Source organism: Streptomyces sp. NPDC048623 (assembly GCF_040650755.1).
Classification (GTDB): Bacteria; Actinomycetota; Actinomycetes; order Streptomycetales; family Streptomycetaceae; genus Streptomyces.
In genome coordinates this window covers 352,195-366,321 of record NZ_JBEZHV010000005.1, presented here as the reverse complement: position 1 = coordinate 366,321, position 14,127 = coordinate 352,195, and the positions used below count along the sequence as shown (strand labels likewise).

The window sequence follows — 14,127 nt, the reverse complement described above, 5'->3', positions numbered from 1 at the left end:
TTGGCATGGCTGTTGGATGTGGCGCAACGGATGGGGAGGCAGGAACGACGGTGGCGGAACGTAGCACGGCTGCCGTCGACGTGGCCGACAACAGCGGTGACGACCCGCTGACCGCCAAGGCGGAGAAGGCCGCGACCGACGGGGTGGCGGAAGCGCAGAAGAAGGCGGGCACGTCCGCCGAGTCCACGGAGAACAAGGCGGGCGAACGAAAGAACGGCGAACAGCCTTCCATCGCGGCACCGGAGCTGCACAGCGGCCACAAGCTGGCGAGGCGGTACCGGCTGGAGGAGTGCGTCACCCGACTGGACGGATTCAGCAGCTGGCGTGCCGTCGACGAGAAACTCCGCCGTGCCGTCGGCGTGCACATCCTGCCCGCCGACCACTCCCGGGCCCGCTCCGTGCTCGCCGCCGCGCGCTCGGCCGCGCTGCTCGGCGACCCACGCTTCGTGCAGGTCCTCGACGCCGTCGAGGAGAACGACCTCGTCTACGTCGTGCACGAGTGGCTGCCCGACTCCACCGAGCTGACCGCGCTGCTCGCGGCCGGACCCCTGGAGCCGCACGACGCCTATCAGCTCGTCAGCCAGGTCTCCCAGGCCATGGCCGCCGCGCACCGCGAGGGCCTCTCGCACCTCCGGCTCACCCCGAGCGCCGTGCTGCGCAGCTCGACCGGCCAGTACCGCATCCGCGGCCTCGCCGTGAACGCCGCGCTGCGTGGCATCAGCGCCGACCGCCCGCAGCGCACCGACACCGAGGCGATCGGCGCCCTGCTGTACGCGGCGCTCACCCAGCGCTGGCCGTACGAGAACGACGCCTACGGCCTCTCCGGGCTGCCCAAGGGCGTCGGGCTGCTCCCGCCGGACCAGGTCCGCGCGGGCGTCCACCGGGGGCTCTCCGAGATCGCCATGCGCGCTCTCGCGAACGACGGGGCCACGGCCTCGCGCCAGGAGCCGCCCTGCACGACCCCGGACGAACTCGCCAAGGCCGTCGCGGCGATGCCCCGCATCCGCCCGCCGGAGCCTGAGTTCCCGCTCCCTGCCCCGCCCGAGTACCAGCGCACCACCTACCAGCAGGGCACCTACGGACGCCCTCAGCAGCGTCCCGTGGCCGCCCAGCCGGTCGTGATCCCGCCGCCCCCGCTGCAGAGCCGTACGGGCAAGGCCCTGAAGTGGGCCGTCTCGGCCCTCCTGATCGCCGCCCTGGGCCTCGGCAGCTGGCAGATCGCGGACCGGCTCCTGGACCAGGACAAGGGCACGGAGACTCCGCAGACCAACCAGCCGCAGTCAGGCCAGGACGAGAAGGAACCGGCCGCGGACGGGAAGCCGATCACGATCGTCGACGCGCGGGACTTCGACCCACAGAGCGACGACGGCCGGGAGAACCCCGAGGCCATAAAGAACGCCTACGACGGTGACCCGAGTACCGCGTGGACGACCATGCGGTACGAACCGCCTTCGAAGTTCGGCAACCTGAAGGACGGGGTCGGCATCATCCTCGACCTCGGCAAGGTCCAGCAGGTTGCCAAGGTCGAGGTGGCGTTCCACGGCGTCACGTCGGTCGAGCTCCGGACGACTCCCGAGAACTTCTCCTCGCAGCCCGGTCAGATCGGCGACTTCACCAAGCAGGCCGCGCAGTCGGGCACCCAGGTGAATCTCGCTCCGGCCAAGCCCGTGAAGACGCGCTATGTGCTCGTCTGGCTGACCGATCTGCCGAGCGTCCCGGGCGGTTACCGGGGCGAGATCTCGGACATCAAGATCACCAGCTGACGCCACACCCGGGGGAAGGGCTCACCGTTGGACGACGCCATCCGCGACGAGCGCAGCGACCAGGAACTGCTGGCCTGCCATGTGGCCGGTGATCCCGAGGCCTTCGGTGAGCTCGTACGGCGCCACCGGGACCGGCTGTGGGCGGTGGCCCTGCGGACGCTCGGCGACCGCGAGGAGGCCGCCGACGCCGTCCAGGACGCCCTGGTGTCGGCCTTCCGGGCCGCCCATACCTTTCGGGGCCAGTCGGCCGTCACGACGTGGCTGCACCGCATCACGGTGAACGCCTGTCTCGACCGGGCCCGGAAGGCCGCCTCACGGCGGACCTCGCCCGTGGACGACACGGACCGGTTCGAGCAGCTCCTCGAACCGGTCGAGTCGGCCGAGGCGCCCGCCGAGCGCCAGGACCTCCACCGCCAGCTCCTGGCCGCGCTCGCCACCCTGCCCTCCGAGCAGCGGGCCGCGCTCGTCCTCGTCGACATGCAGGGATACCCGGTGGCCGAGGCCGCTCGTATCCTCGATGTCCCCGCCGGGACCGTGAAGAGCCGCTGTGCACGCGGACGGGCCAAACTCCTGCCGATGCTCACTCATCTGCGCGGGAACACGGTGGGTAACGAGGGCTCGGACCGGGGAAGGAACCGGACGCCGGGGGCATCCGTCCCACCGGTGCCGGGACCTACGGATACCGGACCGAGCAATCCAGCGGCTGTGAAGGGCGGAGGTGGACGCGCGTGACTTCCGCGGCAGACACGACTCAGCACCCGGACGTCTCGGAGATCTCCGACCTCACCGAGGGCCTGCTCCCGCCCTCCCGCAGCGCCGTCGTACGCCGGCATCTCGACGCCTGTCCCCTGTGCGCGGACGTACGGGACTCCCTGGAGGAGATCCGTGGGCTCCTCGGCACCCTCCCCGGGCCGCCCCGGATGCCGGCCGAGATCGCCGGACGGATCGACGCCGCCCTCGCCGCCGAGGCACTGCTGAACGCGACCGCCCCCGAGGCCGGTGCACGTGTTTCACGTGAAACATCGCCCGCCCGTCCCGCATCCTCCGCTCCCGCCGTCGACCGGCCCGCCGGGCGCCCCGCCGCCGCCAGTGGACCCGGACGCCCCCGCAAGGCCCGTCGCCGCCGCGTCGCGGCCCTCGGAGCCGTCTTCGGCGCCGCAGCCCTGGGCCTGAGCGTCTTCTTCCTCCAGTCGGGCGGCGACACCCCATCGGACGCGACGGTCAGTGCGGCGGACACCGCACGGTTCGACGGACAGCCGGTGGCGACCACCGTACGCACGCTCCTCACCCTGAACGGCACCCTCAAGGCCCCGCAGGACCAGAACGCCGCCCCCAAGTCGCTCACCGCCGAGAACGACGGCGACACACCGCAGCGGGCGCTGCCCGCGGCCCTGCCGGACTGCGTCAAGGCCGGCACCGGACGCACGGAGCCGGTCCTCGCCTTCCAACGCGGCGACTACCAGGGGACGCCCGCCTATCTCCTGGTCCTGCCCGACACCGCCGACAGCACGAAGGTGCAGGCCTATGTAGTCGATGCCGCCTGCGCCTCAAGCGGCGGGAAGGCCGCCGGCGAGGTCCTGCTGACGGAATCCCTCCCGCGGTCCTGAACTCTGTGCCGTGCCGGGCGGCGGTCTTGGGAATGCTTGCCCCGTAGGATCGGTTGGGTGGGGTGAGTGACCCAACCGACCGCCCCCGTAGGCAGTAGGCAGTCTGCAGAGACGAGGAAGAAACCCGTGAGCGACGTCCGTAACGTGATCATCATCGGCTCCGGGCCCGCGGGTTACACCGCTGCGCTCTACACGGCGCGCGCGTCGCTGAAGCCGCTCGTTTTCGAGGGAGCCGTCACCGCCGGTGGCGCCCTGATGAACACGACCGAGGTGGAGAACTTCCCCGGCTACCGTGACGGCATCATGGGCCCGGACCTGATGGACAACATGCGGGCCCAGGCCGAGCGCTTCGGCGCCGAGCTCGTGCCGGACGACGTCGTCGCCGTGGACCTCACCGGGGACATCAAGACGGTCACCGACACCGCCGGCACCGTGCACCGCGCCAAGGCCGTCATCGTCACCACCGGCTCCCAGCACCGCAAGCTCGGCCTGCCGAACGAGGACACCCTCTCCGGCCGCGGTGTCTCCTGGTGCGCCACCTGCGACGGCTTCTTCTTCAAGGACCAGGACATCGCCGTGGTCGGCGGCGGCGACACCGCGATGGAGGAGGCCACCTTCCTCTCGCGCTTCGCCAAGACGGTCACCATCGTCCACCGCCGGGACAGCCTGCGCGCCTCCAAGGCAATGCAGGAGCGCGCCTTCGCCGACCCGAAGATCAAGTTCGCCTGGGACAGCGAGGTCGCCGAGATCCACGGTGACCAGAAGCTCAGCGGTCTGACCCTGCGCAACACCAAGACGGGCGAGACCAGCGAGCTCCCGGTGACGGGCCTCTTCATCGCCGTGGGCCACGACCCGCGCACCGAGCTCTTCAAGGGCCAGCTGGAGCTGGACGCGGAGGGCTACCTCAAGGTCGACGCGCCGTCCACGCGCACCAACCTCCCGGGTGTCTTCGGTGCCGGCGACGTCGTCGACCACACCTACCGTCAGGCGATCACCGCCTCGGGCACCGGCTGCTCCGCCGCGCTCGACGCCGAGCGCTTCCTGGCGGCCCTCGCCGACAGCGAGAAGCTCGCCGAGACCCGCGCGGTCTGAACCCCCCTACGCTCCCCCCACCCCACACCCCACTGAATGAAGGAGGGCGCCGTGGCCGGCACCCTGAAGAACGTCACCGACGCCACCTGGGACGAGGACGTCCTCAAGAGCGACAAGCCCGTCCTCGTGGACTTCTGGGCCGCCTGGTGCGGCCCGTGCCGCCAGATCGCCCCGTCGCTGGAGGCCATCGCCGCCGAGCACGGTGAGATCGAGGTCGTGAAGCTCAACATCGACGAGAACCCGGCCACCGCCGCCAAGTACGGCGTCATGTCCATCCCGACGCTGAACGTCTACCAGAACGGCGAGGTCGTGAAGACCATCGTCGGCGCCAAGCCGAAGGCCGCGATCCTGCGCGACCTGGAGGACTTCGTCACGCCGAAGGCCTGACGCCTGGCCCTCGGCACGCGTTGTTTCACGTGAAACAACGAAGGCCCGCCCCTTCCGAGGGGCGGGCCTTCGTCTTGGTCGGGCGGTGCGCAGATCAGGCGGTGCTCAGAGGGGACGCAGCGCGGGCTCCTTCTGGACGGCACCGAGCAGCCGGTCGAGCGCCATCTCGACGTCCTCCTTCCAGGAGAGCGTCGTCCTCAGCTCCAGCCGCAGCCGGGGGAAGCTCGGATGGGGCCGTACGGTCTTGAAGCCCACGGAGAGCAGATGGTCGGCGGGCAGCACACAGGCCGGCTCCTTCCAGCGGGCGTCGCCGAAGGCCTCGATCGCCTTGAAGCCCCGCCGCAGGAGGTCCTTCGCGACCGTCTGCACCATCGTCCGCCCCAGCCCCTGGCCCTGATAGCCCGGCATGATCCACGCGGTCATCAGCTGCACGGCGTCCGCGGCGACCGGGCTCGTGGGGAAGGCGGTGGAGCGGGGCACATAGGCCGGCGGCGCGTAGAGCACATAGCCGACCGGGATCTCGTCGACATAGACCACCCGGCCGCAGGAGCCCCACTCCAGGAGCACGGCGGAGATCCAGGCTTCCTTCTCCAGCTCCGGACGGCCGGCCTTCACGGCCGCCTCGCCACTCACCGGATCGAGCTCCCAGAACACACAGGAACGGCATCGCTTGGGGAGATCCGGAAGGTTGTCCAGCGTGAGCGGTACGAGCCGACGCCCCACGGCTGTTCCTCGCTTCCCTCGGCCATCGCAGTACGAATATGCCTCTCAGAATCGTAACGAGGGGCCGATCGGGGCGATACCGCGGACAGGCAAAGGGCGGAGCGCGTTCCGGTGAATGACCGAACGCGCCCCGCCCCGGGGCTCGAACAGAACGGACTCAGTCCTCGGAGTCCTGCCCGTCCTCGACGTCCTGCGTCGCCGTCCCCTGGTCCATGACCCGGCCCTCGCCCGGAGCCAGCGTCGACAGGATCCGCTCCAGATCCTCCATCGAGGCGAACTCGACGACGATCTTGCCCTTCTTCTGCCCGAGGTCGACCTTCACCCGGGTCTCGAAGCGGTCGGAGAGCCGGGTCGCCAGATCACGCAGCGCCGGGGAGACCCGGGCACCGGCCCGCGGACCCTTGGGCTTGACCGGAGACGAGGGCTCCGAACCCATCAGCGTGACGATCTCCTCGACGGCCCGCACCGAGAGGCCCTCGGCGACGATCCGGTACGCCAGCTTGTCCTGGGCCTCGGCGTCGTCCACGGAGAGCAGCGCACGCGCATGACCGGCCGACAGAACACCGGCGGCCACCCGGCGCTGCACCGGCGGGGAGAGACGCAGCAGACGCAGCGTGTTGGAGACCTGGGGACGCGAGCGTCCGATGCGGTCGGCCAGCTGGTCGTGGGTGCAGTTGAAGTCCTTGAGGAGCTGGTCGTAGGCGGCGGCTTCCTCCAGCGGGTTCAGCTGCGCCCGGTGCAGGTTCTCCAGGAGGGCGTCCAGGAGCAGCTTCTCGTCCTCGGTGGCCCGCACGATCGCGGGAATCCGCTCCAGACCGGCCTCACGGCAGGCCCGCCAGCGGCGCTCGCCCATGATGAGCTCGTAGCGCTCGGGACCCAACTGCCGGACGACGACCGGCTGCAGCAGACCGACCTCCTTGATGGAGGTGATCAGCTCGGCCAGGGCGTCCTCGTCGAACACCTCGCGCGGCTGACGCGGGTTCGGGGTGATGAAGTCGAGCGGCAGCTCGGCGAAGTGCGCCCCGGCAGGGGACTCCGGCAGCGGCTCGGAGGGCGCCGGCACCACGGAGTCCGGGGACTGCGGGCTCGCCGGCAGGGTCGCCAGCTTCGCGGCGGCCACACCACGCTCGGAGCCCAGCGCCGGAATGGCACCGGGAGCGGACGCGGCCGGAACGGCACCCACGCCGATGGCCGACGCCGGCCGCTCCTGGGGAGCAGCGGGGATCAGCGCGCCGAGACCGCGTCCCAGCCCCCTACGTCGCTCGCTCACTGGATCCCCTCCGACATTCGCTGGTTGTTCTGGTGACCCTGGTGGGGCTGTCCCCCATGGGCCTGGGTGGCGTCATAGTGCAGATCCGCCCCGCGCAGGGCGATCTCACGTGCCGCTTCGAGATACGACAGGGCGCCGCTGGAGCCCGGGTCGTAGGTGAGCACGGTCTGCCCGTAGCTCGGCGCCTCCGAGATACGTACGGAGCGCGGGATGCTGGTCCGCAGGACCTCTTCGCCGAAGTGGGTGCGCACCTCCTCGGCGACCTGCGAGGCGAGCCGGGTCCGGCCGTCGTACATGGTGAGCAGGATCGTCGAGACATGCAGGGTGGGGTTGAGATGACCCCGCACCAGGTCGACGTTCCGCAGCAGCTGCCCCAGGCCCTCCAGTGCGTAGTACTCGCACTGGATCGGGATCAGCACCTCGGCGCCCGCCACCAGGGCGTTGACCGTGAGCAGACCGAGGGAGGGCGGGCAGTCGATCAGGATGTAGTCGAGCGGCTGCTCGTAGGCCTGGATCGCTCGCTGCAGACGGCTCTCGCGCGCCACCAGGGACACCAGCTCGATCTCGGCGCCGGCCAGATCGATCGTGGCGGGAGCGCAGAAGAGGCCCTCGACATCCTGGACGGGCTGGACGACCTCGGCAAGCGGCTTGCTCTCCACCAGAACGTCGTAGATCGAGGGGACCTCGGCGTGATGGTCGATACCGAGCGCTGTGGAGGCGTTGCCCTGGGGGTCGAGGTCGATGACCAGGACGCGGGCGCCGTGCAGGGCCAGGGAGGCGGCCAGATTGACCGTCGTGGTCGTCTTGCCCACGCCGCCCTTCTGGTTGGCGACCACCATCACGCGGGTCTGGGCAGGCCGGGGAAGCCCCTCGCCCGCACGACCCAGGGCCTCTACGGCCAGCTGGGCAGCACGACCAATGGGGGTGTCGTCCATCGGAGGCGGTGTTTCACGTGAAACATCCATCCCTACCGATTCGGTTCGGGGACCGGGGACCGGATCGGTCATCGGTCCCGCGATGTTGGCGTTGGACCGCAAGGATTCACTCTCCTCGGCTTCAGGCTCGCGATGAACAGAGCCTGCCATGCTTTCGGGGTCGTGAACCAGCGAGGCCCGTGGTTCTGTGGATGAATCCACCTCTGTGGACAACCCTTTAACCCTCACGGGGGGTTTCGCCGAGGGCTTGCGGTCCCGGGGGGTGGCAGCCGCGCGGCCGCGGCTGATGATCCCCTGCAGCAGTGAGCGACGTTTCACGTGAAACACGATGCACGCGCCGCCGGGCCGGAACCGCCCGACACTCCGAAATCTGTACGTATCGCAGCTTGTACGGATCAGCGGGACAGTCCCGAGGCCGACCCTGGGGCCGGGCCCGGGACATTCCGAGACCGCTCAGCGGCGCCTGCGGGGCCGGCTGGAACGGGCGGCCTTGGCGCGCTTGGCGGCGAACCGCACACCGCCGGGACTCTCGCCCACCTCGACCCGGACGACGGTGGTCAGCGGATCGACGACGCCCTCGCCCACATGCAGCACGGAGGCCTCGACCACACCCAGCTTCGCGAGCGCGGAGCGGGCACCGTTGATCTCCTCCTCCGCCGTGTCGCCCTTGAGCGCGAGCATCTCGCCGTAGGGACGCAGCAGCGGGACACCCCAGCCGGCGAGCCGGTCGAGCGGTGCCACGGCGCGGGCGGTCACCACATGCACGGGCTGCAGCGTGCCCAGCATCTCCTCGGCACGCCCGCGAACCACGGTGACGTGGTCGAGGCCGAGCAGCTCGACGGCCTCCTGGAGGAAGTTCGTGCGGCGCAGCAGCGGCTCCAGGAGCGTGATCTTCAGATCGCGCCGCACCAGGGCCAGCGGGATACCGGGCAGGCCGGCGCCCGAGCCGACGTCGCACACCGTGACGCCCTCGGGGACGACCTCGGAGAGCACGGCACAGTTCAGGAGATGGCGCTCCCACAGCCGGGGCACCTCACGGGGGCCGATGAGACCCCGCTTGACCCCGGCGTCCGCCAGGAGCTCCGCATACCGGACCGCCTCCGGGAAGTACTCGCCGAAGACCGTCCGCGCCTGCTCCGGCGCCTGGGGAAGCTCCGCTGCCTCCGTCACGGGGAACCGTCCTTCCGTACCGCACGCATACCGCGCGAACGCACTGTGTGGCTGACTATCAGGCTGACAAAGTTCGGCCCCGCCTGCAGAACAGACGGGGCCGGCACTACGAGAGGGTTCAGGCAGGGAGCACGACGACGAAGCGCTGCGGCTCCTCGCCCTCGGACTCGCTGCGCAGACCGGCGGCGGCGACCGCGTCGTGCACGACCTTGCGCTCGAACGGCGTCATCGGGTCCAGCTTGACCGGCTCGCCGGAGGCCTTGACCTCCTCGGCCGCCTTGGCACCGAGCTGGGCCAGCTCCGTGCGCTTCTTGGCGCGGAAGCCCCCGATGTCGAGCATCAGCCGGCTGCGGTCACCGGTCTCCCGGTGCACGGCGAGCCGGGTGAGCTCCTGGAGGGCCTCCAGCACCTCTCCGTCGCGGCCGACCAGCTTCTGCAGGTCACGGCTGCCGGAGTCGCTGACGATCGAGACCGAGGCCCGGTCCGCTTCGACATCCATGTCGATGTCACCGTCGAGATCGGCGATATCGAGCAGGCCCTCGAGATAGTCGGCCGCGATCTCACCCTCCTGCTCCAGGCGGGTCAGGGTGTCGCCACCCTCGGCGGCGGAGGTGGTGCCTTCCGTCACGGATGGACTCCTTCTTGCTTCGTGGAGGCTTACTTCTTGGAGGAGGGGTGCTTGGGCCGCTGCTGGCCCTTGCGCTGGCCGGACTTGGACTGGCCCTGGCGGGAGCCGCCGGAGTTGGCCCGGCTCGGCCGTGCCGGCTGGTCGCCCGTGCCCTGGGTGCCGGCGGAACCCGCCTTGGCGCCCTTGGCCGGGGACTGCGGCTTCTTCTCCAGCGACGGGGTCTTGTCGCCGGGCGCGGCGTCCTGCGGCTCGGCGGCCTCGTCGGCCTCCTTCGCGTGGGACTGCTGCTGCCCGCCACCGGACTGGCGCTGGGACTTGGTCTGGCGCTTGGGCTGCTGGCGCCGGGTGCCGGCACCGCCCTCCGCCTCGGCGACCGCGGTGTCGCCCTTGATCACGGTGCCGTCGGCCTGGGCGGCGAAGCCGGCCTTGGCCAGGCCCGCGAAGAAGCGGCGCTCGTTGTCGTTGCGGTCGCTGCCCTTGGCGACGATCGCCTTCACGATGTTCTTGCGGCGGCGGCCGCGGACCTCACCGTGGTGGGTGACGCCCTTGAGCAGGCGCTGAAGGTAGGCGTCCTGGGCCTTGCTGCCCGGGGTCGGGTTCTGGTTGATCACGTACATCTGCTGGCCCATGGTCCACACGTTGGTGGTCAGCCAGTAGACGAGGACACCGACGGGGAAGTTGATGCCCATGCCGGCAAAGATCAGCGGGAAGATGTACATCAGCATCTTCTGCTGCTGCATGTACGGGGTCTTCACCGAGAGGTCGACGTTCTTCATCATCAGCTGGCGCTGCGTGTAGAACTGCGAGGCCGACATCAGGACGATCATGACCGCGGTGACGATGCGCACATCGGTGATCGAGGCACCGAGCGAGGCGACCTTCTCGGCGCTGTCGGTGAACTTCGCGGCGAGCGGGGCACCGAAGATGTGCGCCTGACGGGCGCTCTCGAGCAGCGGCTGGTCGATGACGCCGATGGTCTTGCCCTCGGCGATGCTGGAGAGCACGCGGTACAGGGCGAAGAAGAACGGCGACTGCGCCAGGATGGGAAGGCACGAGGAGAGCGGGTTGGTACCCGTCTCCTTGTACAGCTTCATCATCTCTTCGGACTGACGCTGCTTGTCGCTCTTGTAGCGCTCCTGGATCGCCTTCATCTTCGGCTGGAGCGCCTGCATGTTCCGCGTCGACTTGATCTGCTTCACGAAGAGCGGGATCAGGCAGATGCGGATCAGCACCACCAGGGACACGATGGACAGACCCCAGGCCCAGCCGGTGTCAGGGCCGAAGATCGCCCCGTACATCTTGTGGAACTGGACGATCACCCATGAGACAGGTGTGGTGATGAAGCTGAACAGACTGGCAATCGTGTCCACTAATCAGGCTCCTTGAGCATTGGGCGAGGTCTCTGCGGCCGGGCTCGTCTCGGCGGAGAACCCGCCCTTGTCTCCGCGCAGGGCGGAGCGCAGCATCTCGTGCCAGCGCGGCCGCTTGCGCGGGGGGACATGGTCCACGCCGCCGGGCGACCACGGATTGCACCGCAGGATGCGCCAGGCGGTCAGGGCTGTGCCCTTGATCGCGCCATGCCGGTCGATGGCCGTGAATCCGTAGTGGGAACACGACGGGTAGTACCGGCAGACGGGGCCCAGAAGCGGGCTGATCGTCCACTGGTACAGCTTGATGAGAGCCAGCAGCGGGTACTTCATCGCGTGCCCCCTCCCAGCAGTCGCTGGAGAGCGGCGTCCAGGTCTCGGGCCAGCTGATCGTGGTCGGCGTCGCCGGCTCCGGGCAACGCCCGTACGACCACCAGGCTACCGGGGGGAAGCAGGGTGAGTCGCTCGCGCACGAGATGGCGGAGACGACGCTTCACCTGGTTGCGGACGACCGCGCCGCCTACGGCCTTGCTCACGACGAAACCCGCACGCGTCGGGGGAGCGCTCTCCCCAGGCGCGTGCGGGTCCGTTGCACCGCTGCGTAGATGGACGACGAGGAGCGGGCGTCCGGCCCGGCGTCCTCTGCGTACCGCGGTCGCGAAGTCCTCGCGCCGCCTCAGCCGATTCTCGGTAGGCAGCACGTCATGACCTGTTGAGGCAGATCAGGCGGACAGGCTCGCGCGACCCTTGGCACGGCGGTTCGCCAGGATGGCGCGGCCGGCACGGGTACGCATGCGCAGGCGGAAGCCGTGGGTCTTCGCGCGACGACGGTTGTTCGGCTGGAAGGTGCGCTTGCTCACTCGGGGGCTCCAGAAATGATTCGGTGGTGGCGGGACATCGCCTGGCTGTCACCGTGCGCCCACGAGTAGCTCTCGCATTCGCCCGAGTGCACCGCTTCGCGATCACATAGAGTGATCTTCGCCCATCGGAGGCAGGCGGCAGCAGCCATCGACAACTCGACCTGGTTACGGTACGCGCGGCTACGCCATCCGGTCAAACCGACCCGTCAACCGGGCCGTCTGTACACAGGCTGTGGACAACAACTTGAACCACGTCAGCCGCCCCGACTACCGTGGCTGGACTCCACAGTCTTTTCCGTTCTGTCCTTACCTGTCCTTCCGGACCCGGACTTCGACCCACCGTCCCGCAGAACCACACCTCCGTGGGACCAATGAGGAAGCGTGCCCCGTGGCTGACGTACCTGCCGATCTTGCCGCAGTGTGGCCGCGCGTGCTGGAACAGCTCCTCGGCGAAGGCCAGCAGGGCATCGAGCCCAAGGACAAGCAGTGGATCGAGCGCTGCCAGCCGCTCGCACTGGTGGCCGACACCGCCCTGCTTGCCGTCCCCAACGAGTACGGCAAGCAGGTCCTCGAAGGCCGGCTCGCCCCGCTGATCAGCGAGGCCCTCAGCCGTGCCTGCGGCCGCCCGATCCGGATCGCGATCACCGTCGACGACTCCGCCGGCGAGCCGACGCCCCCCGCGCCGCCCGCCCGGCCGGCCCCGCAGCCGTACGGCGGCTACGGCGGATACGACGCGTACGAGAAGAGCGAGAAGTACGACGAGTACGGGCGCCCGATGCCCGACGACGGACTGCCGACCGCCCGCCCCGCGTACCCGGACTACCAGCAGCCGCGCCCCGACCCGGGCTCCTGGCCGCGCGCCCAGGAGGACATCGCCTGGCAGCAGCAGCGGCTCGGCGGCTTCCAGGAGCGCGACCCCTACGCGACGGCCCGGCCGCAGCAGCCTCCGCAGCCGCGGTACGACGAGCGCCCCCCGTACGAGCAATCGCCGCAGCGCCCCGAGCGCGCCGAACTCCCGGACACCGACGGTCCGGCCGGCCCCGGCAGCCACGCCGGCCCCGGCAGCCACGGCGGCCCCGGCGGCCACGGCGGTCCGGGAGCGCACGGCCCGCGTCCGGGCGGCGGCACCCCCGGCATGGGCGGCTCCTCGTCCGGCCAGGGCGCCGGTGCGGGCGCGCCGGGCGAGCAGCACGCGCGTCTGAACCCCAAGTACCTCTTCGACACCTTCGTCATCGGTTCCTCGAACCGCTTCGCGCACGCGGCCGCGGTCGCCGTGGCCGAGGCGCCGGCGAAGGCGTACAACCCGCTCTTCATCTACGGGGAGTCGGGCCTCGGCAAGACCCATCTGCTCCACGCGATCGGGCACTACGCGCGCAGCCTCTACCCGGGCACCCGGGTGCGGTACGTGAGCTCCGAGGAGTTCACCAACGAGTTCATCAACTCGATCCGCGACGGCAAGGGCGACGCGTTCCGCAAGCGCTACCGCGACGTGGACATCCTGCTGGTCGACGACATCCAGTTCCTCGCGAGCAAGGAGTCGACGCAGGAGGAGTTCTTCCACACCTTCAACACCCTCCACAACGCCAACAAGCAGATCGTGCTGTCCTCGGACCGCCCGCCGAAGCAGCTGGTGACGCTGGAGGACCGGCTCCGCAACCGCTTCGAGTGGGGTCTGACCACCGATGTGCAGCCGCCGGAGCTGGAGACGCGGATCGCGATCCTCCGCAAGAAGGCGGTGCAGGAGCAGCTGAACGCCCCGCCGGAGGTGCTGGAGTTCATCGCCTCCCGGATCTCGCGGAACATCCGTGAGCTGGAGGGCGCGCTGATCCGTGTCACGGCCTTCGCGAGCCTCAACCGGCAGCCGGTGGACCTCGGGCTGACCGAGATCGTCCTCAAGGACCTGATCCCGGGCGGCGAGGACTCGGCGCCGGAGATCACGGCCGGCGCGATCATGGCGGCCACGGCGGACTACTTCGGGCTGACGGTGGAGGACCTGTGCGGTTCCTCGCGCAGCCGGGTGCTCGTCACCGCCCGCCAGATCGCCATGTACCTGTGCCGCGAGCTCACGGACCTGTCGCTGCCGAAGATCGGCGCGCAGTTCGGCGGCCGCGACCACACCACGGTCATGCACGCGGACCGCAAGATCCGTGCGCTGATGGCGGAGCGGCGCTCCATCTACAACCAGGTCACCGAACTGACCAACCGCATCAAGAACGGCTGACGCCGCCGCTTCGCCGAAGGGCGCTCCGGGTAGACATCCGGGGCGCCCTTCGGCGTTCCCTGGAGCCGCCTCAAGGCCGCCTCGGACCGTCCCCGGACCGCTCG

15 protein-coding genes are annotated in these 14,127 nt (G+C 70.0%); 6 read left to right on the top strand and 9 right to left on the bottom strand.

All coding sequences use genetic code 11. The features are described 5' to 3' along the window. The first annotated feature begins 50 nt into the window (after window positions 1-50). The 5 genes from AB0C73_RS10625 (at window position 51) to trxA (ending at window position 4,849) form a co-directional block, all read left to right on the top strand. On the top strand, window positions 51-1,763 hold the full coding sequence (locus tag AB0C73_RS10625) for a serine/threonine protein kinase (RefSeq protein WP_362527181.1): 1,713 nt from the start codon (window positions 51-53) through the stop codon (window positions 1,761-1,763). A 27-nt stretch (window positions 1,764-1,790) separates the two neighbouring features. Further along, window positions 1,791-2,495, top strand: coding sequence for an RNA polymerase sigma factor SigM (sigM, locus tag AB0C73_RS10620; protein ID WP_362527178.1), 705 nt, complete (start codon window positions 1,791-1,793; stop codon window positions 2,493-2,495). Further along, window positions 2,492-3,370, top strand: coding sequence for a hypothetical protein (locus tag AB0C73_RS10615; protein WP_362527175.1), 879 nt, complete (start codon window positions 2,492-2,494; stop codon window positions 3,368-3,370). The genes sigM and AB0C73_RS10615 overlap by 4 nt, the downstream gene beginning before the upstream one ends. 126 nt (window positions 3,371-3,496) lie before the next feature. Next, the gene (trxB, locus tag AB0C73_RS10610) at window positions 3,497-4,462 is read left to right on the top strand and encodes a thioredoxin-disulfide reductase (protein WP_362527172.1); all 966 of its coding nucleotides are present in this window, start codon (window positions 3,497-3,499) and stop codon (window positions 4,460-4,462) included. Window positions 4,463-4,513: 51 nt separating this feature from the next. Beyond that, window positions 4,514-4,849: a thioredoxin gene (trxA, locus tag AB0C73_RS10605; protein WP_362527169.1), complete on the top strand. Its 336-nt coding sequence runs from the start codon at window positions 4,514-4,516 to the stop codon at window positions 4,847-4,849. Window positions 4,850-4,954: 105 nt separating this feature from the next. Here the strand turns inward: trxA and AB0C73_RS10600 are convergent, their stop codons facing one another. The 9 genes from AB0C73_RS10600 to rpmH all read right to left on the bottom strand — a co-directional run bounded on the left by AB0C73_RS10600 (window position 4,955) and on the right by rpmH (window position 11,802). Next, the gene (locus AB0C73_RS10600) at window positions 4,955-5,572 is read right to left on the bottom strand and encodes a GNAT family N-acetyltransferase (protein ID WP_362527166.1); all 618 of its coding nucleotides are present in this window, start codon (window positions 5,570-5,572) and stop codon (window positions 4,955-4,957) included. A 157-nt stretch (window positions 5,573-5,729) separates the two neighbouring features. Continuing rightward, window positions 5,730-6,842 carry a ParB/RepB/Spo0J family partition protein gene (locus tag AB0C73_RS10595; RefSeq protein WP_362527163.1) on the bottom strand — a complete coding sequence of 371 codons (1,113 nt, stop codon included), beginning with the start codon at window positions 6,840-6,842 and terminating at the stop codon, window positions 5,730-5,732. After that, window positions 6,839-7,927, bottom strand: a complete 1,089-nt coding sequence (locus tag AB0C73_RS10590; protein ID WP_362527160.1) for a ParA family protein — start codon at window positions 7,925-7,927, stop codon at window positions 6,839-6,841. Before AB0C73_RS10590 ends, AB0C73_RS10595 begins: the two co-directional genes overlap by 4 nt. Before the next feature lie 303 nt (window positions 7,928-8,230). Further along, a complete protein-coding gene (gene rsmG, locus AB0C73_RS10585) occupies window positions 8,231-8,947 on the bottom strand; it encodes a 16S rRNA (guanine(527)-N(7))-methyltransferase RsmG (protein ID WP_362527158.1) in 717 nt (238 codons plus the stop codon). Between the two features lie 118 nt (window positions 8,948-9,065). Beyond that, complete coding sequence (locus tag AB0C73_RS10580) at window positions 9,066-9,575, bottom strand: R3H domain-containing nucleic acid-binding protein (protein ID WP_362527155.1); 510 nt, start codon at window positions 9,573-9,575, stop codon at window positions 9,066-9,068. Window positions 9,576-9,604: 29 nt separating this feature from the next. Continuing rightward, the gene (yidC, locus tag AB0C73_RS10575) at window positions 9,605-10,945 is read right to left on the bottom strand and encodes a membrane protein insertase YidC (protein ID WP_362527152.1); all 1,341 of its coding nucleotides are present in this window, start codon (window positions 10,943-10,945) and stop codon (window positions 9,605-9,607) included. A 3-nt stretch (window positions 10,946-10,948) separates the two neighbouring features. Further along, a complete protein-coding gene (yidD, locus tag AB0C73_RS10570) occupies window positions 10,949-11,275 on the bottom strand; it encodes a membrane protein insertion efficiency factor YidD (RefSeq protein WP_362527150.1) in 327 nt (108 codons plus the stop codon). Beyond that, a complete protein-coding gene (rnpA, locus tag AB0C73_RS10565; protein WP_362527147.1) occupies window positions 11,272-11,643 on the bottom strand; it encodes a ribonuclease P protein component in 372 nt (123 codons plus the stop codon). The genes yidD and rnpA overlap by 4 nt, the downstream gene beginning before the upstream one ends. Before the next feature lie 21 nt (window positions 11,644-11,664). Continuing rightward, window positions 11,665-11,802 (bottom strand): 50S ribosomal protein L34, encoded by a 138-nt coding sequence (gene rpmH / locus AB0C73_RS10560; RefSeq protein WP_015659252.1) that lies wholly within the window; start codon window positions 11,800-11,802, stop codon window positions 11,665-11,667. A gap of 388 nt (window positions 11,803-12,190) precedes the next feature. On the opposite strand from rpmH, the gene dnaA reads away from it, so the two are divergent. Next, window positions 12,191-14,023: a chromosomal replication initiator protein DnaA gene (gene dnaA, locus AB0C73_RS10555; RefSeq protein WP_362527145.1), complete on the top strand. Its 1,833-nt coding sequence runs from the start codon at window positions 12,191-12,193 to the stop codon at window positions 14,021-14,023. The last annotated feature ends 104 nt before the right edge of the window (window positions 14,024-14,127 follow it).